The organism is Microbacterium awajiense, from assembly GCF_039536545.1.
GTDB lineage: Bacteria > Actinomycetota > Actinomycetes > Actinomycetales > Microbacteriaceae > Microbacterium > Microbacterium awajiense.
In genome coordinates this window covers 880,147-904,161 of the sequence record NZ_BAAAYU010000001.1, presented here as the reverse complement: position 1 = coordinate 904,161, position 24,015 = coordinate 880,147, and the positions used below count along the sequence as shown (strand labels likewise).

General features: G+C 70.8%; 21 protein-coding genes and 2 riboswitches. Of the genes, 9 read left to right on the top strand and 12 right to left on the bottom strand.

Annotated elements, in window-relative coordinates:
- Positions 1 to 178 precede the first annotated feature (178 nt).
- Positions 179 to 1,252 carry a redox-regulated ATPase YchF gene (gene ychF, locus ABD663_RS04510; protein WP_344736681.1) on the top strand — a complete coding sequence of 358 codons (1,074 nt, stop codon included), beginning with the start codon at positions 179 to 181 and terminating at the stop codon, positions 1,250 to 1,252.
- Between the two features lie 93 nt (positions 1,253 to 1,345).
- Here the strand turns inward: ychF and ABD663_RS04505 are convergent, their stop codons facing one another.
- Positions 1,346 to 2,302: a class II glutamine amidotransferase gene (locus tag ABD663_RS04505; protein WP_344736679.1), complete on the bottom strand. Its 957-nt coding sequence runs from the start codon at positions 2,300 to 2,302 to the stop codon at positions 1,346 to 1,348.
- Positions 2,303 to 2,486: 184 nt separating this feature from the next.
- Between ABD663_RS04505 and ABD663_RS04500 the strand changes: the two genes are divergently transcribed.
- Together ABD663_RS04500 and ABD663_RS04495 are read left to right on the top strand one after the other, a co-directional pair.
- Positions 2,487 to 3,053 carry an alpha/beta fold hydrolase gene (locus ABD663_RS04500; RefSeq protein WP_344736678.1) on the top strand — a complete coding sequence of 189 codons (567 nt, stop codon included), beginning with the start codon at positions 2,487 to 2,489 and terminating at the stop codon, positions 3,051 to 3,053.
- 49 nt (positions 3,054 to 3,102) lie between these two features.
- On the top strand, positions 3,103 to 3,513 hold the full coding sequence (locus ABD663_RS04495) for an MmcQ/YjbR family DNA-binding protein (RefSeq protein ID WP_344736677.1): 411 nt from the start codon (positions 3,103 to 3,105) through the stop codon (positions 3,511 to 3,513).
- On the opposite strand, the gene ABD663_RS04490 is transcribed toward ABD663_RS04495, so the two are convergent.
- Entirely contained in the window at positions 3,503 to 3,970 is a 468-nt protein-coding gene (locus ABD663_RS04490; RefSeq protein ID WP_344736676.1) for a CinA family protein, read from the bottom strand. The genes ABD663_RS04495 and ABD663_RS04490 overlap by 11 nt on opposite strands.
- A 66-nt stretch (positions 3,971 to 4,036) precedes the next feature.
- Complete coding sequence (locus ABD663_RS04485) at positions 4,037 to 4,585, bottom strand: type 1 glutamine amidotransferase domain-containing protein (protein ID WP_344736675.1); 549 nt, start codon at positions 4,583 to 4,585, stop codon at positions 4,037 to 4,039.
- Positions 4,586 to 4,679: 94 nt separating this feature from the next.
- On the opposite strand from ABD663_RS04485, the gene ABD663_RS04480 reads away from it, so the two are divergent.
- Positions 4,680 to 5,492 (top strand): DNA-formamidopyrimidine glycosylase family protein, encoded by an 813-nt coding sequence (locus tag ABD663_RS04480; protein ID WP_344736674.1) that lies wholly within the window; start codon positions 4,680 to 4,682, stop codon positions 5,490 to 5,492.
- 19 nt (positions 5,493 to 5,511) lie between these two features.
- Here ABD663_RS04480 and ABD663_RS04475 read toward each other — a convergent pair whose 3' ends face one another.
- Positions 5,512 to 7,026, bottom strand: a complete 1,515-nt coding sequence (locus ABD663_RS04475; protein ID WP_344736672.1) for a DHA2 family efflux MFS transporter permease subunit — start codon at positions 7,024 to 7,026, stop codon at positions 5,512 to 5,514.
- 118 nt (positions 7,027 to 7,144) lie between these two features.
- Here ABD663_RS04475 and ABD663_RS04470 point away from each other — a divergent pair, with 118 nt between their 5' ends.
- Complete coding sequence (locus ABD663_RS04470) at positions 7,145 to 9,049, top strand: ABC transporter ATP-binding protein (RefSeq protein WP_344736670.1); 1,905 nt, start codon at positions 7,145 to 7,147, stop codon at positions 9,047 to 9,049.
- Between the two features lie 10 nt (positions 9,050 to 9,059).
- Here the strand turns inward: ABD663_RS04470 and ABD663_RS04465 are convergent, their stop codons facing one another.
- The 6 genes from ABD663_RS04465 to ABD663_RS04440 are packed head-to-tail and all read right to left on the bottom strand — an operon-like array spanning position 9,060 to position 15,773.
- Positions 9,060 to 10,037: a glycosyltransferase family 2 protein gene (locus ABD663_RS04465; RefSeq protein ID WP_344736669.1), complete on the bottom strand. Its 978-nt coding sequence runs from the start codon at positions 10,035 to 10,037 to the stop codon at positions 9,060 to 9,062.
- The gene (locus ABD663_RS04460) at positions 10,034 to 11,176 is read right to left on the bottom strand and encodes a cysteine desulfurase family protein (RefSeq protein WP_344736668.1); all 1,143 of its coding nucleotides are present in this window, start codon (positions 11,174 to 11,176) and stop codon (positions 10,034 to 10,036) included. Before ABD663_RS04460 ends, ABD663_RS04465 begins: the two co-directional genes overlap by 4 nt.
- Before the next feature lie 13 nt (positions 11,177 to 11,189).
- Positions 11,190 to 12,050, bottom strand: coding sequence for a carboxylating nicotinate-nucleotide diphosphorylase (gene nadC, locus ABD663_RS04455; RefSeq protein WP_344736667.1), 861 nt, complete (start codon positions 12,048 to 12,050; stop codon positions 11,190 to 11,192).
- Positions 12,044 to 13,690 (bottom strand): L-aspartate oxidase, encoded by a 1,647-nt coding sequence (gene nadB / locus ABD663_RS04450; RefSeq protein ID WP_344736666.1) that lies wholly within the window; start codon positions 13,688 to 13,690, stop codon positions 12,044 to 12,046. Before nadB ends, nadC begins: the two co-directional genes overlap by 7 nt.
- Positions 13,687 to 15,039 (bottom strand): quinolinate synthase NadA, encoded by a 1,353-nt coding sequence (nadA, locus tag ABD663_RS04445; RefSeq protein WP_344736665.1) that lies wholly within the window; start codon positions 15,037 to 15,039, stop codon positions 13,687 to 13,689. The genes nadB and nadA overlap by 4 nt, the downstream gene beginning before the upstream one ends.
- 5 nt (positions 15,040 to 15,044) lie before the next feature.
- Entirely contained in the window at positions 15,045 to 15,773 is a 729-nt protein-coding gene (locus tag ABD663_RS04440; RefSeq protein WP_344736664.1) for an NUDIX hydrolase, read from the bottom strand.
- Positions 15,774 to 15,910: 137 nt separating this feature from the next.
- Here ABD663_RS04440 and ABD663_RS04435 point away from each other — a divergent pair, with 137 nt between their 5' ends.
- From ABD663_RS04435 to gcvP, 4 genes are all read left to right on the top strand, one after another.
- Complete coding sequence (locus tag ABD663_RS04435) at positions 15,911 to 17,083, top strand: MarP family serine protease (RefSeq protein WP_344736663.1); 1,173 nt, start codon at positions 15,911 to 15,913, stop codon at positions 17,081 to 17,083.
- 67 nt (positions 17,084 to 17,150) lie between these two features.
- A riboswitch (glycine riboswitch) is annotated at positions 17,151 to 17,244 on the top strand.
- A 1-nt stretch (position 17,245) separates the two neighbouring features.
- A riboswitch (glycine riboswitch) is annotated at positions 17,246 to 17,361 on the top strand.
- Positions 17,362 to 17,406: 45 nt separating this feature from the next.
- Positions 17,407 to 18,540, top strand: a complete 1,134-nt coding sequence (gcvT, locus tag ABD663_RS04430) for a glycine cleavage system aminomethyltransferase GcvT (RefSeq protein ID WP_344736662.1) — start codon at positions 17,407 to 17,409, stop codon at positions 18,538 to 18,540.
- Positions 18,537 to 18,920, top strand: coding sequence for a glycine cleavage system protein GcvH (gene gcvH / locus ABD663_RS04425; protein ID WP_344736661.1), 384 nt, complete (start codon positions 18,537 to 18,539; stop codon positions 18,918 to 18,920). The genes gcvT and gcvH overlap by 4 nt, the downstream gene beginning before the upstream one ends.
- 53 nt (positions 18,921 to 18,973) lie before the next feature.
- Positions 18,974 to 21,811: an aminomethyl-transferring glycine dehydrogenase gene (gene gcvP / locus ABD663_RS04420; RefSeq protein WP_425561764.1), complete on the top strand. Its 2,838-nt coding sequence runs from the start codon at positions 18,974 to 18,976 to the stop codon at positions 21,809 to 21,811.
- Positions 21,812 to 21,912: 101 nt separating this feature from the next.
- Here gcvP and ABD663_RS04415 read toward each other — a convergent pair whose 3' ends face one another.
- On the bottom strand, positions 21,913 to 22,860 hold the full coding sequence (locus ABD663_RS04415) for a hypothetical protein (RefSeq protein WP_344736659.1): 948 nt from the start codon (positions 22,858 to 22,860) through the stop codon (positions 21,913 to 21,915).
- 192 nt (positions 22,861 to 23,052) lie between these two features.
- Positions 23,053 to 23,880, bottom strand: a complete 828-nt coding sequence (locus ABD663_RS04410; RefSeq protein WP_344736658.1) for a CPBP family intramembrane glutamic endopeptidase — start codon at positions 23,878 to 23,880, stop codon at positions 23,053 to 23,055.
- Positions 23,881 to 24,015 lie beyond the last annotated feature (135 nt).

Sequence of the window (24,015 nt, the reverse complement as noted above, 5' to 3'; positions counted from 1 at the left end):
GCAGCCTCCGCTTGGGCGCCCGAACGCCCGAGATCGCCACCGCAGGATCGATCGTTCGCCGGACGGCCGCCGATGTGGCGATATCCGACGCCGTGGCGGGGGCTACGGCGGATTCCGGGGCCGCGGCCGGTCCGCCGCGGCATGGGGGCGGGCATCCGCTCACCTAGACTTGGGCCCCGTGGCTCTCACCATCGGAATCGTCGGACTCCCCAACGTCGGCAAGTCGACCCTCTTCAACGCGCTGACCAAGAACCAAGTGCTGGCGGCGAACTACCCGTTCGCGACGATCGAGCCCAACATCGGCGTCGTGAACCTGCCCGATCCCCGCCTCGACAAGCTCGCCGAGGTCTTCCACAGCGAGCGGACCGTTCCGGCCGCGGTGTCGTTCGTCGACATCGCGGGCATCGTCCGCGGGGCCAGCGAAGGGGAGGGGCTGGGCAACCAGTTCCTCGCCAACATCCGCGAGGCCGATGCGATCGCGCAGGTCGTGCGCGGATTCAGCGACGCCGACGTCGTGCACGTCGACGGCGATGTGAACCCGGCCGGCGACATGGAGACGATCAACGCCGAACTGCAACTGGCCGATCTGCAGACGCTCGAGAAGGCGATCCCGCGCTACGACAAAGAGGTGAAGGCCAAGAAGACCGACCCGTCGGTGCTCGCCGCCGCCCTGGCCGCGCAGGAGGTGCTGCAGCGCGGCGAGCTGCTGTCGGCGTCCGAGGTCGACCTGACGCCGATCCGCGAACTCGGCCTGCTCACGGCCAAGCCGTTCATCTTCGTCTTCAACGTCGACGAGCAGGTGCTGACGGATGCGGCGCGTCGCGCTGCGCTCGCCGAGCTCGTCGCCCCCGCGCAGGCGGTGTTCCTCGACGCGAAGATCGAGTCCGAGCTCATCGACCTCGACCCGGAGGACGCCGCGGAGCTGCTGGCATCCACGGGCCAGGACGAGTCGGGGCTCGACCAGCTCGCCCGCATCGGCTTCGAAACGCTCGGGTTGCAGACCTACCTCACGGCGGGCCCCAAAGAGGCACGCGCCTGGACGATCGGCAAGGGCTGGAAGGCGCCGCAGGCGGCCGGGGTCATCCACACCGACTTCGAGAAGGGCTTCATCAAGGCCGAGGTGATCTCGTTCGACGACCTCATCGCCCTCGGCTCGGTCATGGAGGCCCGTGCGAAGGGCAAGGCGCGGCTCGAGGGCAAGGACTACGTCATGCAGGACGGCGACGTGGTGGAGTTCCGCTTCAACGTATAGCGCTGACAACGCTCTTCGTTGTGCGGTGAGCGCGATCAGATCGTTCGGCAGCACAGACACCGAACGACTGTGGCGGCGTGAGCGGGTGCTGTCCTAGCGCGCTGAGACCTTCAGTGTGTCGATGGTTCTGGTGATGCGCTCACCGTCGTTCTCGAGGAAGACGATCTCGCCGAACTCGAGATGCGACCAGTCGTCACCCTCGGTCAAGGGCTCGGAGGCGAATATGACACCGGTCGCGTCATTCTCGCCGCACTCCTCAAAGTCGTAGGTCGTTGCGTCGTGTTCGAAGTTGCGCCCCATCAGCAGGTACATCGGTTCGAGGAGCATCGAGAGCGCGAAGTCGTCGCTGTCGGGGGCTGACTTCCGCAGCTCCTGCCAGTCGCCGGCGGGGCTGGTCTCACCGTGGTGACCGAGGCCGACGTTGACACCGATGATGCGGTCGGCCGACACGAGGGCCATCTTCAGCTTGGTCAGAGCGCCGAGGTCGAGGTCCTTCATAGCCTGGGCGATCAGCTCGATGAGCTTCTCGATCGCTCGTTGGACGTCCTCGTTGCTGTCACCCTCGAGCAGCGAGAGGAGCAGCACGTAGATGAACTCGGTGTCGGTGTTCCCGCGCATCTGTGTGAGATACCGATCGTCGCAGTGCTCCAGCAGCTCGCGCTGCAGGAGCTGCCAATTGGGCAGGTAGCCATTCTGAGCGACGATCCACGGGGTCTCCTCGAAGGAGAACGGGTGGCAGTTCTCGTCGGCCATCACGACCTTCGCGTCGTACGCCGCGGCTCGCACATGCGCCAGCATCGTGCCGGCCTGGAGGCTGGGGATGATCCGGCTGGCGTTGTCGTCGTAGAAGGCCGCCATGGGTCGGCGGTAGATGAAGGGTTCTTCGGGCTTCAGCAGGTGCTCGCCCCAGATCCCGAATCCCCATCCGGCCAGCTGGAGCTCGGGGTGCCGTTCGGGGTCGAGTGCCTGGTTGATCAGGCTGTTCTCTGGCTTGAGGAGGAGATTCTCCAGCGGCGTCTCAGGACCGAGGTAGGCGAGCACGCGGCACATAGGTCTCCTTCGTTGGGCTCTGCCACCCTACCCTCGGCGCACGGAGGCGGTGTCGGCCGCCCGCGGCATCCGGCTTCGGGCGCCTTTATCCTGGTACGGCGCTGGAAATCGTCGGCGCCCATTCAGGAAACAGGCGCCGATGTGCGTGCGGACACGTCCGCGAACGAGAGGAAGACGCGACACGATGACCGAGGTGCAGACGATCGACGCCGATGGCGGGGCGATCCCCTACGTCGACGAGGGGAGCGGCCCCGCTGTGGTGCTGCTGCCGAGCAGCGGAAGGGACGTGCACTACCTCGGGATGCTGGCGGCGTCGCTGATCGCCGAGGATTTCCGCGTCGTGCGCATCGGCTGGCCCGAGTCGGGCGCGGATGCCTCCGCCATGGCCGACCACGCGGCCGACGTCGTCGCCGTGATGGATGCGCTCGACCTCGACCACGCGTGGGTGGGCGGTCATGCCTTCGGCGGTTCGGTCGCGCGTGCGGTCTCGCACGCGCACCACGACCGTGTCAACGGCGTGCTGCTGCTCGGTGTGGACGACCCCGAGGCGACACTGGCCGACGGCATCCCCGTGCTGGTGATCCAGGGCGAGGCCGACGATGTGACGCCGCCGGCGAACGGCGAGGCGCTGAAGGATGCCGCCCCCGGACTGGTCAGCGTCGTGGCGATCGACGGTGCGGGCCACATGTTCGCCGAGACGCACGTCGGCGCCACCTCGTGGGCCATCGAGGACTACCTCGACTGGGACTGACGCCGACGGCCTCCGGCGGTGTGTCGGCGCCGCACGGCACGATGTCGGCATGGCCACCATCCACGATGTTCGTCGCATCACCGCGACGCTGCCCGGCAGCGAGGAGCGCGCGACGACCGGCGGCGCCGCGTGGTTCGTGCGCCGCAAGCTGTATGCGTGGGAGTGCCACCCCTGGCCCAGCATCCCGCCCGACATCCGCGAGATCGTCGCGTCGGAGCTCGTGGTCGCCGTGAAGGTGCCCGATCCGATGGACGCGCTCGCCCTGCACGAGATGGCGCCCGACGTCTTCCTGCGTACGACGACCCGCTGGAGTGAGCCGAAGGTCGCGTTCCGCATGGCCCGGATCGCGCCCGATCACCTCTCGGAGCTGGTGACGGATGCCTGGCGAACGCAGGCGCCGAGGTATCTGCGCCTCGAGTTCGACGGCGCGGACGGGTGCGCCGAAGAGGTCACCGACTGAGCACCCCGTCGAGCAGGGCGAGGGCCTCGGCCACGGTGGTCTCGACCACGGTCTCGGGCGGGCCGTCGATGCGCAGCAGGCGGTGGCCGGACCCGGTGGAGGTCGCCCACCCCAGGTAGACCGTTCCGGGCGGATGCCCGTCCTGCGGGTCGGGTCCGCCCACGCCGGTCGTCGAGATCGACACGTCGGCCGCGAGCAGCGTGCGCACACCCCGTGCGAGCTGCTCGGCGCACTCCGCACTGCAGGGATCGGTCCCTGGAGGAAGGCCCAGGAGATCCTCCTTCACAGCCGTGCGGTATGCGACGACGCCGCCCGCGAACCACGACGACGCATCGGGCGCGGCGCCGACCCGGCTGGCCAGCAGCCCGCTGGTGAGGGACTCCGCCAGCGCGATGAGCACACCGTCGCGCAGCGCTGTCTGCGAGACGCGCGTGAGCGGAGCAGCCGGGGTGTTCACGAGGTGAGGGACCGACGTCCATCGGTTGTCGTCGACCCTGCGGCCGACCCGCACGCCGTCCGCACGTCAGACCGTCTGGCCGGCGTGGGCGCCCTCGGCGATCTCTTCGATCACCTTGGCGTTGAAGGCCGGCAGGTCGTCGGGGGTGCGGCTCGAGACGAGTCCTTCGTCGACCACGACCTCCTCATCCACCCAGGTCGCCCCGGCGTTGCGCAGGTCGGTCTTCAAACTCGGGTAGCTCGTCAGCGTGCGACCGTCGACGACGCCGGCCTCGATGAGAGTCCACGCCGCGTGGCAGATCGCGGCGACCGGCTTGTGCTGAGCGAAGAACGCGCGCGCGAACTCGACCGCATCGGGGTCCATCCGCAGATGGTCGGCGTTGACCACGCCGCCGGGAAGCACGAGCGCGTCGTAGTCGGCCGCCACCGCGCCGCCGACGGCGGCGTCGACATCCTGTTCGTGTCCGTTCTTGCCGACCACCGATCCGGCGCTCGGCGACAGCAGCACAGCGGTCGCGCCGGCATCCGTCACCGCCTTCCAGGGGGAGGTGAGTTCACTGTCTTCGAAGCCGTTCGTCGCGAGGAATGCGACCTTCTTCCCGTTGAGATCCGTCATGGGCCCGACGCTACGCGCGGCGCCGCGGTCGGATCGAGGGGTTGACAAGTCGCGATCCGATCGCCCTGTCACAACCCGGTGGCAGGATGGCGGCATGCCCGAATCGCCCGAGGTGCAGGCGCTCGCCGAGTTCCTCTCCGACAACGCGACGAGGCGACGCGTCGAGGCGGTCGACATCGCCGAGTTCCGCGCCCAGAAGACGCGGGATCGCCCGCTGGCGACGCTCGTGGGTGCGCGGATCGACCGCGTGCGCAGATTCGGCAAACACGTCGACATCGCGACGGACGCCGGACACCTCGTGGTGACCTTCGGCCGGGCGGGCTGGGCGCGGTGGAACGGGGATGCCGCTGCCGACGACGCCCCGGTGATCGCGCGGATCGACCTCGACGGCGCGGTGCTCGAATTCACCGACGGCGGCGACTGGCTGTCGCTCGGCTTGCACGTCGTGGACGACCCGTTCGAGATCCCCGCGATCGCGTCACTGGGCCCCGACCCGCTGGATCCGGAGTTCGACGCCGCCGCGTTCGCCGCTGCGTCCTTCGGCAGGCGCAAGCAGCTCAAGGCGCTGCTGCAGGAGCAGGAGAGCATCGCGGGAATCGGCAACGCCTACTCCGACGAGATCCTGCATGTCGCGCGGCTCTCGCCGACCGCCCATGCCACCGCGCTCGACGACGTCGAGCGCGCCCGCCTGCTCGCTGCGGTCACCGGGGTGATGAGGGATGCCGCGTGCGCACGTCGTGGCATCCCGCTCTCGCAGCAGAAGACCGCCAAGGTCGCCGCGATGCGCGTGCACGGGCGCACCGGCCTGACATGCCCGGTGTGCGGGGGAGCGGTCGTCGACCTGCCGGGCTCGAAGGCGGGCGCCCAGTACTGCCCGGCGTGTCAGACGGACGGCACGCCGTTGTGACACACGCAGGCCGGCCCGGTCAGTGGGCGGGCAGGCCCTCGCCGATCTCATCGGCGGGCTTGCGCACCAGGAACGCGCCGATCAGCAGCGGCAGCGCGACGATCGCCGCGACGACGAAGGCCGCGTGTGCACCGGCGGCCTCGGCGGCGATCTCTTCGGCTCCCGCAGCGACCTCGTTCGCCGCGACGCCCGAGAAGATCGTCACCAGCAGCGCGATGCCGGCCGCACCCGCCACCTGCTGGACCGTGCCCAGCACCGCTGACCCGTAGGAGTAGAAGCGCGGCTCGAGCGAGGCGAGGGATGCCGTGAACAGCGGCGTGAACGAGAGGGCGAGGCCCAGCGACAGCACGGTCTGGGTGACCGCGATCGCCCAGACCGACGTGTTCTCGTCGAAGGTCGTGTACACCCACAGCAGCGCGATCGCGATGATCGTTCCCGGCACCAGCAGCACGCGTGTGCCCCACCGGTCGTAGACCCGGCCGATGACGGGGCCCGCAAGGCCCATGACGAGTGCACCCGGCAGCACCACGAGACCGGTCTCGAGCGCCGACACCTGCAGCACCCGCTGCATGTACAGCGGGACGACCGTGATGACGCCGAAGAAGGCGATGGACAGCAGCGCCATCTGGCCGATGGCGAGCGAGAAGTTCGCCGAACGGAACACGCGAAGGTCCAGCAGCGCGTCGTCGACCTTCTGCAGCCGCAGCTGGCGCCAGACGAACAGGGCGAGCGCGACGACGGCGACGCTGAGCGAGACGATGAGCGAGACCGTCGAGACGGTGCCGGCGGCCACCTCGGCGGCGGTGGTGCCGTGGCTGGCCGCGCCGCCGATCTGGCTCAGACCGTAGACGAGGCCACCGAAGCCGAACGCCGACAGGATCACCGACAGCACGTCGATGGGGGCCCGCGTCGTCTCGCCGAGATTGTGGATCCATCGCGCGCCCACGGCGAGGGCGACGAGCGCGATCGGCAGCACGACGACGAAGATCGCGCGCCAGCCGACGGTGTCGAGAAGGAATCCCGACAGCGTCGGCCCGATCGCCGGGGCGAGCGAGATCACGACGCTGACGCGCCCCATCATGCGGCCGCGGATCTTCGGCGGCACGAGCGTCATCAGGGTCGTCATCAGCAACGGCATCATGATCGCGGTGCCGGATGCCTGCACCACGCGGGCCACGAGCAGCATCTCGAACCCGGGTGCCAGGGCCGCCAGCAGCGTGCCGGCGGAGAACAGCGACATCGCGGCGATGAACATGGCGCGTGTGGTGAAACGGCGCAGCAGGAAGCCGGTGATCGGGATCACGACGGCCATCGTGAGCATGAATGCGGTGGTGAGCCACTGCGCGGCGAGCGCGGTGATGCCGAGGTCGTCGATGAGGTGCGGGATCGCCACGCCCATCGTCGTCTCATTGAGGATGGTCACGAACGCGGCCGCGAGCAGAAGCCAGATGATGCGGCTGTCCTCGGGACGGAGCGCGGCGGGTGCCTGGGTGCGGATCTCACCCGTGGAGGGTGCGGTGCCGGCGGCGGTCATGCGTCGTCTCCTCGACTGTCGGAACGCCGTCGGCCCTCGCCCCGTGGCGAGGTCGAGAGCGGGGAAGCTCTCAGCGTAACCGGCCCGGCCGACATCCCATTCCCCGATCATGGAAATCATGAGCATGGGATTCCGAGGCGGTCGCCCGGGCGGGGCGGTCATCGACGCCAAGGCGCAGCGCGCGCAGAACGCGGCGGCGCCGCACGTGCCCGACCTCGGCCGTCGCGTGATCGCGCTGTTCCGCCCGTACGCCGCCCGGCTGACGCTGACCGCGCTGCTGGTCGTCGTGGCATCCGCCCTCGCCGTCATCCCCGCCCTCATCATCGAGCGCATCTTCGACGACGCGCTCTTCCCCCCGGAGGGCGGACCGCAGCTCGGGCTGCTCACCGAGCTCGTCATCGTCATGATCGCCCTGTTCCTCGTCTCGTCGGGGCTGAACGTGCTGCAGACGTGGCTCACGTCGTCCGTCGGCAACCGCATCACGGGCGATCTGCGCATGAAGCTGTTCGCGCATCTGCAGCACATGGAGCTGGGGTTCTTCACCCGGACGAAGACGGGGGTCATCCAGTCCCGCCTGCAGAACGACGTCGGCGGCGTCGCGGGAGTGCTCACCAACACGCTCACCAGCATCCTGGGCAATGTCGTCACGGTGATCGCATCGCTGGTGGCCATGCTGCTGATCGACTGGCGGCTCACGATCATCGCGGTGATCCTGCTGCCGCTGCTGGCCGTCATCCAGCGCCGGGTCGGTCAGGTGCGCGCCCGCATCGCCGCCCAGACGCAGGAGTCGCTCTCGCAGCTGACGGCCATCACCCAGGAGACGCTGAGCGTGTCGGGCATCCTCCTGGCCAAGTCGTTCAACCGGCAGCGCGCCGAAGAGGACCGGTACGCGGTCGAGACGGCGAACCAGGTACGCCTGCAGGTCCGCCAGACCATGAGCGGCCAATGGTTCTTCGGCGTGGTGACCGTGCTCATGTCGTCCGTGCCCGCCGTCATCTACCTCGTGGCGGGTCTGCTCCTGGCCGGCGGAAGCACCGACATCACCGCCGGCGTCATCGTGGCGTTCACCACGGTGCAGGCGCGGCTGCTGTGGCCGCTCATCTCGCTGATGCGCGTCGCCCTCGACGTGCAGACCTCGCGCGCCCTGTTCGCCCGGATCTTCGAGTACCTCGACCTCGAGCCCGCGTTCACGGATGCCGCCGATGCGTCGAGCGTCGACCGGGCACCGGGACCGATCGGACGCGTCGAGTTCCGCGGCGTCGGGTTCCGGTACCCGGGAGCCTCACCCGAGTCGCGTCCGACGCTCGACGGCGTCTCGTTCACCGTCGAGCCCGGCCAGCACGTCGCCTTCGTGGGGCCCAGCGGAGCGGGCAAGACCACGATCCTGTATCTCACGCCCCGCATGTACGACGCCTCGGAGGGATCGGTGCGCTTCGCGGGCGCCGACGTGCGCGAGCTCACGCAGGAGTCGATCATCGACCACATCGGGATCGTGTCGCAGGAGACGTACCTGTTCCATGCGACGATCCGCGAGAACCTGCGGTACGCGAAACCGGATGCGACCGAAGACGAACTGGTGGCGGCGTGCCGAGCGGCCAACATCCACCACGTCGTCGAGGGGTTCGAGGACGGCTACGACACGGTCGTCGGCGAGCGGGGATACCGGCTGTCGGGCGGTGAGAAGCAGCGGATCGCGATCGCGCGCGTGCTGTTGAAGGATCCGCCCGTGCTGCTGCTCGACGAGGCCACCTCGGCGCTGGACACCGTGTCGGAGCGCGTCGTTCAGGAGGCCCTGGACGCCGCATCCCGCGGCAGGACCACGCTGACGATCGCCCACCGACTGTCGACGGTGCTCGACGCCGATGTCATCCACGTGGTCGACGGCGGGCGCATCGTGGAATCCGGGACGCACGACGAACTGCTGTCCGCCGAGGGCCTCTACGCCGAACTGGCCGCCGAGCAGCTCGCCGCGACGCGCGTGCTGCGCGCCGAGGAGCGACTCGCCGGCCGCCGAGCGGAGTGATCGCGGGGTCTCACCACAGGGTGGCGGTGGTGACCACCGCGATCGTGCCGGCATCGAGTTGCGGGCGCGTGGGGCGCTGCCAGAGCCGTCGCGCGAACGCGCCGAGCGCTCGCCGGTAGGCGTCATCGGGATGCGTCGCGGCGATGCGGGCCAGCGGCGGCAGATCCATCGCCAGGATGAGGCGCACGCGCGCCTCGGCTGCGGCGGTGAGTCCTGCGGCATCCAGCACCGCGAGCCCGTCGTCCAGTGCGCCGAGGTAGTCGCGCAGCACGGCGACGTCGGCCGTGCGCTGCGTGATCGATGAGCCGTCGGCGCGTTCGCGCCACTGCACGACGACGTCGGGCACCACGTCGAAGCGCCGTGCCTTCGCGTACATGAGCTGGGCGACGATCTGGTCCTCATACAGGCGACCCTCGGGGAAGCGCATCCCGTTGCGCCGCCAGAAGGCGGTGCGGCTCACCTTCGACCAGGCGACGATGTTGCCGGATGCCTCGGGATGGGCCGTGATCGTCGTGCCCCGACGCTCGGGTGCGGTCGCCGCCGCCACCCACGGCTGCACGTCGCCGACCGCATACGTGCCGCTGCCGTCGCCGGTCGGCCGCAGTCGCACGTAGGCGCCGACCGCGAAGTCGCTGCCGGTGGCCTCCAGCGTGCCGACGAGCCGCTCCAAGGCGCCGGGCGCCATGACGTCGTCGGCGTCGAGGAACGCCACGAACGGCGTGTCGACGAGGTCCAGGCCCGTGTTGCGGGCCGCGCCGAGACCGCGACGGGCGGGGTGGTGGACCACGCGCAGTCGGGCGTCCTCGGCGGCGAGCTCGTCGAACAGGTCGCCGGTGCCGTCGACCGATGCGTCGTCGACCAGCACGGCGACCCAGTCGGCGAGCGTCTGGGCGCGCAGCGAATCGATCGCATCGCGCGCCCACGGCGCCACGTCGAATCCCGGAACGATCACCGTGACCAGCGGGCCGCCGGATCCTCGCGCACTCACCCGCCCGATCGTACCGCCGCGACGGATGCCGCCACCGCAGCGGCGACGGCGTCGAGGGGTTGGTCGAGGTCGTGCGGGAATGTGAAGCGCACCGCCGTCTGCGCGACCTCGGGCGCCACCCCCATCGCGAGCAGCACGTGCGAGGGTTCGTCGCTGCCCGCAGCGCACGCCGACCCGCTCGAGGAGACGACCCCGCGGCGTTCGAGTTCGAGCAGCACCGCCTCGCCGCTGGTGCCGGCGAAGGTGAAGCTGGCCGTGCCGGGAAGGCGGTGCACCGCGTCGCCGGTGAGCGTGGCGCTGGGTACGGCGGCCAGGACGTGTGCGATGAATGCGTCGCGCAGCGCGGCCACGCGCGGCGCCGACGCGGCGCGCTCGGCGGCGGCCATGTCGAGGGCGGTCGCCAGCGCGACGGCGCCCGCGACGTCGGGGGTGCCGCTGCGGCGGCCGCGCTCCTGTCCGCCGCCGTGCAGCAACGGCTCCAGCGGGATGCGCCCCCGCACGCCGAGCACCCCGGTGCCCTTGGGGGCGCCGATCTTGTGCCCGGCGACCGAGACGGCCGCCACGCCGGGTTCGACGGACAGCGGCAGCCAGCCGGCCGCCTGCACGGCGTCGAGGTGCAGCGGGATGCCGCGCTCGGCCGCGATCGCGGCGATCGCGGCCACGTCCTGTACGGTGCCGACCTCGTTGTTCGCCCAGCCGATGCTCACGAGGGCGGTGTCGTCGCGCAGCGCGCGTCCGATCTCGGCGGGGTCGACGCGCGCGGCGCGGTCGACCGGCACGTATGTGACGTCGAACCCGTGGATGCGGTGCAGGTAGTCGGCGGATTCGAGCACCGATTCGTGCTCGATGGGCGTGGTGAGGACGTGTCGCGCGCCGCGGCGCTGATGTGCCGCGATCGCGATCCCCTTCACCGCGAGATTGTTCGCCTCGGTGCCGCCCGACGTGAAGACGATGTCGGTGCGTCGCATCCCGAGCACCGCCGCGATGCGCGTGCGGGCGTCCTCGAGCGCGTCCGCCGCGGCCTCGCCGATCGTGTGGTGGCTCGACGGGTTGCCGTATGCGCGGGTGAGGTACGGAGCCATCGCCTCGAGCACTTCCGGACGGACCGGGGTCGTCGCCGCATTGTCGAGGTACAGCATGGTCCTGCGCGGGTCACCCCGCGGCGTCGATCCGCACGTCCAGGCCGAGGTCGAGCGCCCGCGCGGAGTGGGTGAGCGCGCCGACCGAGATCACATCGACGCCGGTCTCGGCGATCGCGCGCACCGACTCGAGCGACACTCCGCCCGACGCCTCGACGATCGCGCGGCCGGCGACCCGCGCGACGCCGGTGCGCAGATCCTCGAGCGAGAAGTTGTCGAGCATGATCGTGTCGATGCCCGCCGCCAGCACCGCCTCGATCTGATCGAGGCGGTCCACCTCGACCTCGATGTGGGTCGTGTGCGGCAGCCGGTCCTTCGCGGCCTCGAGCGCCTGGGTGATCGACGCACCCTGCCGCGCGATCACCGCCAGGTGGTTGTCCTTGGCCATGACGGCATCCGACAGCGACGCCCGGTGATTGCGGCCGCCGCCGTCGCGCACCGCCTTGCGCTCGAACGCGCGCAGCCCCGGCGTCGTCTTGCGCGTGTCGGCGATGCGGCATCCGGTGTGGATGACCTCGGCCACATAGCGGCCGGTGAGCGTCGCGATGCCCGACATGCGCTGTACGAAGTTCAACCCGATCCGCTCGGCGGTCAGCACGCCGCGCGCCGGACCGGTGACGACCGCGAGCACGTCACCCGGCTCGAACCAGGCGCCGTCCTCGACACGCAGGTCGACCTCGATGGCGGGATCGGTGAGCCGGAACGCGGTCTCGAAGACCTCGCCGCCGCTGAAGACGCCGCTCTCGCGCGCGACGAGTTCGGCACGCGCGGTCGCGTTCTCGGGGATCAGGTACTCGCTCGTGAGATCGCCCCACGGTGCGTCCTCTTCGAGCGCGGCGGCGACGACGCGCTCCATGGCCGCGCGGGTCAGCACGCGGCACCCGTCGTCGCGGCCACGTGTGCCGAACTCCTGAGATCCGGGTGCTCCGAGGGGGAAACGGGCGGCGGGGGAGTGTCGGCGGCCGGTTTCTCAGGAGTTCGGCTCGCCTCGGCGTCGCGGCGGAAGTGCGCCCCCACGGACTCGGACCGCGCGAGCGCGGCATCCACCATCGCCGAGGCCACCTGCAGCAGATTCTCGTCTTCGTACTCGCTCTCGGCGACCAGCTCGCGCCGGTGCGACCGCCATGCGGCCAGCACGGATGCCGCATGGCGCAGTCCTCCCGCGTCGCGGACCAGGCCCACATCGGTCCACATGAGACGCTGGAGCGCATCGCGCGAGAACGGCTCGCCCGACTCGGCGAGCGCCACCGCGGCGTGCGGAGCGGGCGGCGGGGCCGACACCGCGGGCCATATGCCGGACGCGGCATCCGTCGCGATCGCGTCTCCCGAGCGGGCGCCGAACACCGCCCCCTCGAGGAGGGAGTTCGACGCGAGCCGGTTCGCGCCGTGCACGCCGGTGCGGGCCGCCTCGCCCACGGCGTACAGCCCGGGAACGCCCGAGCGGCCGTCGAGGTCGGTGACGATGCCGCCCATGAGGTAGTGCGCCGCGGGGGCGACGGGCACGGGCTCGTTCGCCCAGTCGACGCCGCGCTCGCGCACCGCGCGGTCGATGGTGGGGAAGCGCTCGGCAAGGAACGCGGCGCGCGCGGTCGGGTCGGTCGAGTGCAGGGCCGTGGCATCGAGCAGGACGGGGCGACCGTCCTGGGCGCGCATCGCAGCCGCGATCGCCCGCGCGACCACGTCGCGCGGTGCGAGCTCGCCATCAGGGTGCGCGTCGCGTGCGAAGCGCCGCCCACGCTCGTCGACGAGGATCGCGCCTTCGCCGCGCACCGCCTCCGAGACCAGGAACGGGTCGCCGACCGCGACGATCGTGGGGTGGAACTGGAAGAACTCCAGATCCGCGACGGCGGCGCCGGCGCGCATCGCGGCGGCGATGCCGTCGCCCGTCGCGACCGCCGGGTTGGTGGAGTAGGCGAACAGCTCGCCGGCGCCCCCGGTCGCGAGCACCACCGCGTCGGCGGTGACCGTCGTGCGATACCCGGTCACCCCGGGTGCGTCATCGACGAGCAGCTCGACACCTGCGACGCGACCGCCGTCGAGCACCAGGTCGACGAGGAACGCATGCTCCACGACGTCGACGTCGCTCGCGCGCAGCGCGGCGACGAGCGCCCGCTCGATCGCCGTGCCGGTCGCATCGCCTCCCGAGTGCAGGATGCGCGGATAGGAGTGAGCGGCTTCGAGACCTTTGACGAAGTCGCCGTCGGCGCCGGTGTCGAAGGCGACGCCGAGCGCGATGAGGTCGCGGATGCGCGCCGGCCCCTCCTCGACCAGCACCCGCACGGCGGCGGCGTCGTTGAGGCCTGCCCCGGCGATCATCGTGTCGCGCACGTGGTCTTCGAGCTTGTCGTCGGCGAACATGACGCCCGCGATCCCGCCCTGGGCGAAGCGGGTGTTGGCGTGGTCGAGCACATCCTTGGTCACGAGCGTCACGCGGCAGCCGCCGCGCACCGCGTGCAGCGCCACGGTGAGCCCGGCGATGCCGGACCCGACGACGACCGCGTGCACAGGGTTCATGACGCGAACTGCCAGTCGCTCGCAGGGGCCTCCGGCGGCTTGGCCGCCAGCATCCGCTCGAGGGCGACGCGCGCCGGATCCGCCACGTCCTGCGCCACGGCGATGCGATTGCGCACCTCGCCGTCGACGAGACCCTCCAGCACCCAGGCGAGGTATCCGGGGTGGATGCGGTACATCGTCGAGCACGGGCAGACCACCGGATCGAGACAGAACACCGTGTGCTGCGGGTTGTCGGCGGCGAGTCGCTGAACGAGGTTCACCTCGGTGCCGATCGCGAACGTCGTCGGCTCGGTCGTGCCCTCGATCGCGCGACGGATGTAGTCGGTCGACCCCGATTCGTCGGCCGCGTCGACGACGTCCATCGGGCACTCCGGGTGCACGATCACCCGCACGCCGGGGTGCTCGGCCCGCGCCTGGTCGACCTGGTCGACCGTGAATCGGCGGTGCACCGAGCAGAAGCCGTGCCACAGGATCACGCGCGCGTCGTCGAGCTCGCCCTCGGTCGACCCGCCCAGCGGCTTGCGGGGGTTCCACATGGGCATCTGCTCGAGCGGGATGCCCATGGCCTTGGCGGTGTTGCGTCCCAGGTGCTGGTCGGGGAAGAAAAGCACGCGGCGGCCGCGGGCGAACGCCCACTCCAGCACGGTGCGTGCGTTCGACGACGTGCACACGATGCCGCCGTGGCGACCGACGAATCCCTTGATCGCCGCGGACGAGTTCATGTAGGTGACGGGGATCACCGGCACCAGACCGTCGGCGTCGGGAGTGTCCATGTCGCCGTAGACCTCGGCGAGCTGCTCCCAGGCCTCTTCGACCTGGTCGATGTCGGCCATATCGGCCATCGAGCAGCCGGCCGCGAGGTTCGGCAGGATCACCGCCTGCTCGGGGCGCGACAGCATGTCGGCGGTCTCGGCCATGAAGTGGACGCCGCAGAACACGATCGCCTCGGTCTGCGGATGCTCGAGAGCGGCGTTGGCGAGCTGATACGAGTCGCCGACGTAGTCGGCGTGCCGGATGACCTCTTCGCGCTGGTAGAAGTGGCCCAGCACGACGACGCGGTCGCCCAATGCCGCCTTGGCGGCGCGGATGCGCTCGTCGAGTTCGTCGGCGCTCGCCTCGCGGTACTCGACGGGCAGCTCGCCCTGACGCGGGGCGCCGGTGGGGATCACGTCGCCCATCGACGAGCCGGGTCCGTAGCCCGGGCGCGCGTCGAAGTTCCACGGCCCCGCCGCGAGGTCGGTGTTGCAGGTCTCGTCGGTGGAGCGCCCCGCGACGATCGCCTGGATGGCGTGGTCGACCGACGGGTCGACCTCGGGGCGAGGGCGGATGCTGGTGTCGACGGCGCTCATGGCGGTCACCTCGGTTCGTCGTCGGACGCGAGCGGGCCGCGGTCGGCCAACTCGACGTCCTGGTTGTAGCGGTACAGGCGGGCGGGGCGGTGGCTTCCGGTGCGGAAGCGCTCGGTGGGCAGGAGGGTGCCGGAGTTCTCGACCTGGCGGCGGAAGTTGGCCGGATCCAGGCGCCGCCCGAGGATGGCCTCGTACACTTCGCGCAGGTCGGCGAGCGTGAACTCGTCGGCGAGCAGGCCGTGCGCGATGCGGCTGTAGCCGACCTTGTTGCGCAGGCGCCACAGCGCGTACTCGACGATCTCGTTGTGGTCGAACGCCAATCGCGGCAGCGCGTCCGCATCGAACCATGTGACGTTCTCGAGGGCGTCGGCGGCTTCGACCTCGTCGGCGCGCAGCAGCGCCCAGTACACGATCGACACGACCCGCGTGGGGGAGCGGTCGACCGCTCCGAACGCGTACAGCTGCTCGAGGTAGCTGGGCGCGAGCCCGGTGGTCTCGGCGAGTGTGCGGGATGCGGCCGCATCCAGGCTCTCGGTGACGTCGAGCCAGCCGCCCGGGAGCGCCCAGAGCCCGTCGTAGGGGTCACGGGTGCGGCGCACGACGGGCAGCGCGACGGCGGCGCGGCCGGATGCGGTGCGGCGCACGGTGAAGATCACCGTCGAGACCGCGACGCGCGTCGCGTCAGCGGAATCGCGTGCCGTATCGCGGCTCACAAGCTCTGTTCGTGTCACCATGACCCTAACTCCGTTCGCCCCATCTTAAAGTCATGTTGACCAGAAGGCAACCCGGGCGACTGCAAGGGGATTCAAAGGAAGGCGACGTAATGTGGTCGGCCCCGCCGGCAGTGCGCCGGCCGCACCCGGAGGCTCCGTTGCTCGTCGTCGACGTCCTGCTCGTCCTGCTGCTCATCGCGGGGCTCGTCGTGGGCATCCGACGCGGACTCGCCGGCAGCGCGGGGGTGTTGATCGGTCTGATCGCGGGGGTGCTCCTGGCCTTCTGGCTGGTGCCGATCCTCGGTGCCGTGTGGCCGTGGCCCGAGTGGCGGATGCTCGCCCTCCTGGTCGCGGTGCTCGTGATCGTGGGCGCGGCGACCGCGATCGGCGCGGCGATCGGGCGCGCGGTGCGCCGAGGCGTGGGGGCGACGCCGCTTCGCACGATCGACAGCGTGCTGGGCGGCGTGTTCGGCCTGGTCGTCGCGCTGCTGTCCGTCTCTCTCGTGGGCTCGACCGTGGCGGCCATGGCGCCGCCGCCGATCGCCGCGGCGATCTCGTCGTCGACCGTGCTGCAGACCGTCGATCGGTTCACTCCGCGGCCGGTGTCCGAGGCGCTCGCCCGAGTGCGCGCGGCCGTGCTCGACGACGGGCTGCCCCGGCTCGGCCGGCTGTTCGAAGTGGGACCCACGCCGCTCGCGCCGCCCGCCGACCTCGGCGACCCCGATCTCACGGTCGCGTCGGCCTCGGTCGCCCGCATCTCGGGGAACGCCTATGCCTGCGGAACGAGCATGACCGGATCCGGCTTCGTCGTCGCGACCGACCGCGTGGTCACCAACGCCCACGTGGTCGCCGGCGTCGAGGTGCCCGTGGTGCAGCTGCCCGGCGAAGCCGCCCGTGAAGGGCGCATCGTGTACTTCGATCCGATCGACGACCTCGCCGTCATCGCCGTCGACGCACTCGGTGTCGCCCCGCTTTCGATGGGCGAGACGCTCGCGCCCGGCGCGGCGGCGGTCGTGCAGGGCTACCCCTACGGGGGTCCGTTCACGATGACATCCGCCCAGGTGCTCACCGCCGGCACCGTCACGGTGCCCGACATCTATGCAGACACCGGGAACCCGCGTGAGGTGTACGCGCTCGCCGCCGAGGTGCGGCCCGGCAATTCGGGCGGGCCGCTGCTGACCGCCGACGGCACCGTCGCCGGCGTCGTGTTCGCCCGCGCCGACGGCGACGACCAACGCGGCTACGCCATGACGATGGCCGAGCTGCTGCCCGTCGCGACGCAGGCCGCGGGGCTGTCGGCATCCGTCGCGACCGGCGCGTGCACGACGTGACGGGCGGGATGCCACGCGATCGGCCGGGCCCCCACTATGCTGGGACCCGCAACTGAACATCCGGCCCATGACGCGGACGGGAGAGCTCCGGAGCACGCTCCGGACACCGAAGGAGCAAGCCTCCCCGCCAATCTCTCAGGTCCGCGTACCGTTCGCGTCCGGCCGACTCTGAAAAGCGGCACCCGCTTCGCGGGTGCCCGCCGACGGTGAAAGCCGCGGCATCCGTTCTTCGAGCGGGTGGCGCGCGAAGCTCTCAGGCCCATGACAGAGGGGGAGTTCCCGGCGCCGACCCCGGCGCCCGCCCGACCACGACGGGAGAACTCATGACCGACCCCCGCACCACACCGTTGCACGCCCGCCACGAGGCGCTGGGCGCCTCGTTCACCGACTTCGGCGGATGGCTGATGCCGGTGCGCTACACGTCCGATCTCGCCGAGCACAAGGCGGTGCGCGAAGCAGCCGGGCTGTTCGACATCTCGCACATGGCCGAGTTCCTCGTCGAGGGCCCCGACGCCGGTGCCCTGCTCGATCACGCGCTCGCCGGGCGGCTGTCGACACTCGTCGACGATCAGGCGAAGTACTCGCTCCTTCTCGCCGAAGACGGCGGCATCATCGACGACGTCATCGTCTACCGCGACGGCGCCGAGACGTTCCTCGTCGTCGCCAACGCCGGGAACCACGATCCGGTCGCCGAGGCGCTCGTCGAGCGTGCGGCCGACTTCGACGCGACCGTGCACGACGCCACCGACGAGTTCGCGCTCATCGCCGTACAGGGGCCGGTGTCGCAGGTCGTGCTCGAGTCCACCCCGGCCCTGCACGTCGACGGCGCGCTCGGTGATCTGCGCTACTACCGCAAGGTGGGGGCCCGCTTCGCGCTCGCCGACGGCACAGCGGCGCCCGTGCACGTCGCCCGAACCGGGTATACCGGCGAGGACGGCTTCGAACTCTATGTGCCGGTCACGGCCGCGGTCGAGGTGTGGGACGCGCTCGCGGCGGCGGGCGAGCCGCTCGGCCTCGTCCCCGCCGGTCTCGCCGCGCGCGACACGCTGCGCCTCGAGGCGGGCATGCCGCTGTACGGCCACGAACTGTCGCGCGACGTCGTGCCCGCACAGGCGGGCCTCGGTCGCGTGGTCGTCTTCGACAAGGGCGACTTCGTCGGTCGGGATGCGCTGTCGGCGGTGATCGCCGCCGACGCGCCGGTGCTCGTCGGCCTGGTGTCGGAGGGTCGCCGCGCGGGCCGTGCCGGCTACGCCGTCTTCGATGGCGCCGGCGACGAGGCCGCACAGGTCGGGACCGTCACTTCGGGTGCGCTCAGCCCGACCCTCGGGCATCCGATCGCCCTCGCGTACGTCACCCCCGCGGCATCCGCCGTCGGCACCGAACTGCACCTCGACGTGCGGGGAACGCGCATCCCCGCGACCGTGACCGCCCCGCCTTTCTACCGGAGGAAGAAATGACCGATCTCGACGCCCTCAAGTACACCGCCGAGCATGAGTGGGTCGCACTCGACGGCGATGTCGCCACCATCGGCATCACCGACTACGCCGCCGACAAGCTCGGCGACGTCGTGTACGTCGACCTGCCCGCCGCCGGCACGGCGCTGAGCTCGGGAGACGTGTGCGGTGAGATCGAGTCGACCAAGTCGGTCGGCGAGCTCTACGCACCGCTCGACGGCGAGGTCGCCGAGGTCAACGACGCCGTCGTCGACGACCCGTCGCTGGTCAACTCCGACCCGTTCGGCGAGGGCTGGCTCGTGAAGGTCACCGTCGACCCGGCCGCCGTCGCCGAGCTGCTCGACCGCGCGGCGTACGTCGCGCTCGCCGGCGGCGACGCGTGACCCGTCCGTTCGTCGCGCGGCACATCGGCGCCGACGCCGACGCGCAGCGCGTGATGCTCGACGCGATCGGGTACGACGATGTCGACGCCCTCATGGCGACGGCCGTGCCTGCGTCGATCCAGGTCGTCGAACGCGAGACCAGCGACCTCCCGCCCGCCGCCACCGAGGCCGAGGCGCTCGCCGAGCTGCGGATGCTCGCGTCGCAGAACCGCGCCGCGCGCCCCATGATCGGGCTCGGCTATTACGACACGCTCACCCCGTCGGTCATCTCGCGCAACGTGCTCGAGAACCCGTCGTGGTACACCGCCTACACGCCCTACCAGCCCGAGATCTCGCAGGGTCGGCTGGAGGCGCTCATCAACTTCCAGACGATGGTGACCGACCTGACGGGCCTCGCGACGGCGAACGCGTCGATGCTCGACGAGCCGACGGCCGTCGTGGAAGGGATGCTGGTCGCCCGCCGCGCGTCGCGGTCCAAATCGAACGTGTTCCTCGTCGATGCCGACGCGCTGCCGCAGACCCGTTCGCTGCTCGCGCACCGCGCCGCTGCGGTCGGCATCGAGTTGCAGGTCGTCGACCTCGCACGCGACGGCGCGCCCGACGACGTCGATGTCTTCGGCGCGTTCATGCAGTACCCCGGGGCATCCGGGCGCGTGTGGGATCCCACCGAGGTCATCGCGGCCGTGCAGGCGCAGGGCGGCCTCGTCGTCGCCGCAGCCGACCTGCTGGCGCTCACGCTGCTGCGCTCGCCCGGCGCGCTCGGCGCCGACGTCGCGGTGGGCACGACGCAGCGCTTCGGGGTTCCGCTCGGCTTCGGCGGACCGCACGCAGGCTACATCGCCGTGCGCGCCGGCCTCGAGCGCCAGCTGCCCGGACGCCTGGTCGGCGTGTCGCAGGATGCCGCGGGCCGCCCCGCGTACCGTCTGGCCCTGCAGACGCGCGAGCAGCACATCCGTCGCGAGAAGGCGACGTCGAACATCTGCACCGCGCAGGTGCTGTTGGCCGTCATGGCCGCGATGTACGCCGTGTACCACGGCGCGGACGGGCTGCGGGCGATCGCGACCGACGTCGCGCGCAAGGCCGAGGCGCTCGCGGAGCGACTGCGCGAGTACGGGCTCTCCGTTCGACACGACGCGTTCTTCGACACGATCCGGGTGACGACGCCCGGTCCGGCCAAGCGCGTGATCGACCGTGCGCGCGAGCGCGGGTACCAGCTGCTGTGGGTCGACGACGCCACCGTCGGGGTCTCGGTCGACGAGACCACGACCGCCGACGATCTCGCGGCCGTCGCGTGGTCGTTCGGCCTGCCCGAGGGCGAGTTCCTCGGTGCCGGTGATCAGGGTGAGCGCGAACTGCGATTCGACGAGGTGACCCCCCTCGCGGGTGTGGCATCCGCGCTGCGGCGCGACGACGAGTACCTCACCCATGAGGTGTTCTCGACGCATCGCTCCGAGACGGCGATGATGCGGTACCTCAAGACGCTCGCCGACCGCGACTACGCGCTCGATCGCGGCATGATCCCGCTCGGGTCGTGCACGATGAAGCTCAACGCCGCCACCGAGATGGCCGCCGTGTCGTGGCCCGAGTTCTCGCGCGTGCATCCGTTCGCCCCCGAGGCCGACGTGCGCGGCTACCTCGCGCTCATCGAGCAGCTCGAGGTGTGGCTCGCCGAGGTCACCGGGTACGACGCCGTCTCGCTCCAGCCCAACGCCGGATCGCAGGGCGAGCTCGCGGGGCTGCTCGCCATCCGCGGTCACCACCGGACCAACGGCGACGACGAGCGCACGGTGTGCCTCATCCCGTCGTCGGCGCACGGCACGAATGCGGCATCCGCCGTGCTCGCCGGTATGCGCGTGGTCGTCGTCGCGTGCGACGAGGCCGGCAATGTCGACCTCGACGACCTGCACGCGAAGATCGCGGAGCACGCCGATGCGCTCGCCGCGCTCATGATCACCTATCCGTCGACCCACGGCGTGTACGAGCACGAGGTGCTCGCGATCACGCAGGCCGTGCACGACGCGGGCGGGCAGGTGTACGTCGACGGCGCGAACCTCAATGCGCTGCTCGGGTTCGCCCGGTTCGGCGACCTGGGTGGGGACGTGTCGCACCTCAACCTGCACAAGACGTTCGCGATCCCGCACGGCGGCGGTGGGCCTGGTGTCGGCCCCGTCGCCGCCAAGGCGCACCTCGCGCCGTTCCTGCCCTCGCACCCGTTCCAGCAGCGCGCCGACCACGCCGGTGGCGTGTTCGACGGCGGGCCGGTCTCGGGCGCACCGCACGGCTCCGCAGGCATCCTGCCGATCTCGTGGGCGTACATGCGGATGATGGGCGCGGAAGGTCTGCGGGATGCCACCGCGGCCGCCGTGCTCGCCGCCAACTACATCGCCGTGCGGCTGAAGGACCACTACCCCGTGCTGTACGCCGGCGAGGGCGGCCTGGTGGCCCACGAGTGCATCCTCGACCTGCGCCCGTTGCGCGAGGCCACGGGGGTCACCGTCGACGACGTCGCGAAGCGGCTGATCGACTACGGCTTCCACGCGCCGACGATGTCGTTCCCGGTGGCGGGAACGCTCATGGTCGAACCGACCGAGTCCGAAGACCTCGCCGAGATCGAGCGGTTCATCGAGGCGATGATCGCGATCAAGGCCGAGGCCGATCGGGTGGCGGCGGGCGAGTGGCCCGCCGACGACAACCCGCTCGTGAACGCCCCGCACACCGCCGAGGCGGCGGTCGTGGGCGAGTGGACGCATCCGTACTCGCGCGAGACCGCCCTCTACCCGGTGCACACGCTGGTGCGCACCAAGTACTGGCCGCCCGTGCGCCGGATCGACCAGGCCTACGGCGACCGCAACCTCGTGTGCGCGTGCCCGCCGCCCGAGGCGTTCGCGTAGCCCGCGCACCGCGTGTCCCCGCGAACCCCCGATCGCTGAGAATCGGTGCACCGGATGAGAATCAGCAGCATGCCGGTGATTGTCGGTCGGCGCGCCGATTCTCACCGGGGAGGGAGTGAGCGGGGGTTGGTCCGAAGTGTCGCGAGCATGACCGGCTGCGGTGCTCGCACCAGCGGGATGCGGGCGCCGAGCAGCGCTCGCTTGAGCGGCTCGACGCGCATCACGTCGCCCCAGTCCCACCTCGCGAACCCGTCGCTGTGGCGACGAAGGCGGTCCTCGCGGCGCTTCTCTGCGACCAGGTCACGGATATCGCCGTACTTGCCGTAGCCATCGGACTCGCCGATCGCCCGGCATCGCGGCCAGTAGAAGTCGACGCGATCGTGGAAACCCTCCAGGTGGAATCCGACCTGCAGCTCGGCCTCGGGGAACCCCAGCCACTGGATCACCGCGCGACTCACGGATTCGCCGGACGACTCGGAGCGGTCGTCGACGCTCGACCACACCCACCTCATGCGGGCGCGTCCGCGTCGGTTGCACTGCCGATCACCGATGGAGATCAGCTCCTCCAGAAGGCACGTGCCCAGCTGGCGCGTCGAGACCGCTGCGTCTGCGACGGCGAGTCCGAATGCCGGCGGTAGCGCGCGAGCCAGGTCGACCGTGGTATCCGCTGCGCCTGTGGCCCTCACGCCCCCGACCTCGACCACGTGCCGGGAGTCGCGGCTGGTGTGCAGCACGACATCGCCGAAGCGATGGGATGTCGGCCACTGCGTGTCCATCACGTGCAGCTGACGCGGTTCGCCGAAGACCGGCAGACCGTGCAGCGATGCGGCCGACTCGAGGCAGAAGACGGACTCCGGCCGTACCGTCGCGAGTGCATGGACCCGGGCCAGGTATCGATCCCACGGAGGCAGCGCGCGCCAGGCATCCGTTGGCGCATACACCCGGTGGCGGATGCGAGTCAGGCCGAGGTCGCGTCGAGGCTGAGGGCCGATGTCATCGTCCGAGGCGACGATCAGCGGCACCGGGCTCGGTACGAAGGACCTGGTCATGCGAAGCAGACTGCGACGCCCGGGCGTTCCACAGACCTGGCTTGCACGCGACTGTGGACGGATCGGCCCCTTCCTCGGCCTGTGGAGGAGCCGCCGTTTCGCGACGTCGCCCTGAGAATCAGCGGCCCGGGTGAGAATCGCCGGCGCGGTCATGATTCTCGGCCGGGATGCCGATTCTCGGCGGTCAGGCGGTCAGGGCGTCGGCGTCGGGGACGGGGACGGGGTGCCGGTGGGGGAGGGGGACGGCGCGGGGGCGAACACACCGGGCCACAGCGCGGCGGCCACGGGGTAGCCGACGAACGCGACGATGTCCAGCAGCGCGTGGGCGATCACGAGCGGCATGATGCGGCCCCACCGGCGGTAGCACCATCCGAACACGACGCCCATCGCGAAGTTGCCGACGATCGCACCGAAGCCCTGATACGCGTGATACGCCCCCCGCAGCGCCGCAGTCGACAGGATGATCGTCCACCAGCCCCAGCCCAGCCGCCGCAGGCGGTCATACAGCCACGCGACGCCGATGACCTCCTCGTACAGGCCGGCGCGCACCGCCGACAGCACGAGCAGCGGAATCGTCCACCACGCCGCGTCGAGGCTGGATGCCGCGACCGCGACGTTCAGCCCGAGCATCCGGGATGCCGCATACAGTGCGAGTCCTGGCACGCCGATCACCGCGAACAGGAGCGCCCCGCGCCCCAGGTCTCCGCCGAAGCGGCTGAAGTCGAGGCCGATGCGCCGCAGCGCGTTCGAGCCGGGCTCCCAGAGCAGGTAGACGACGAGCGCGACCAGCGCCAAGTCGAACGTGACGTTGAGCACGAGGTAGACGGCGTCCCAGATCGCCTGGTCGGGGCGGACCGGGTTCAGCTGCGCGGATTGGTCCGACAGCGGCACCTCGAGCGTGAGGCGGCGGACCAGCTGCAGCACCGAATAGACGGCGTTCTGACCGATCGTCAGCGTCAGGACGATCGCGATCTCCCACCACAGGCGGGAACGCGACCTCTGCTGCGTGATCTCCGCCACCTTGTCAGATTGCCACACCACATCCCGGTTCGGTTAAGGCCATGTAACGTTTTGGCTGGAAGTTTTGATCAACGCGGTAAGCGTGCCTATGGTTCTTCCTATCCGTGCCGACGTCGCCGTGTGTGGCGTCAGCAC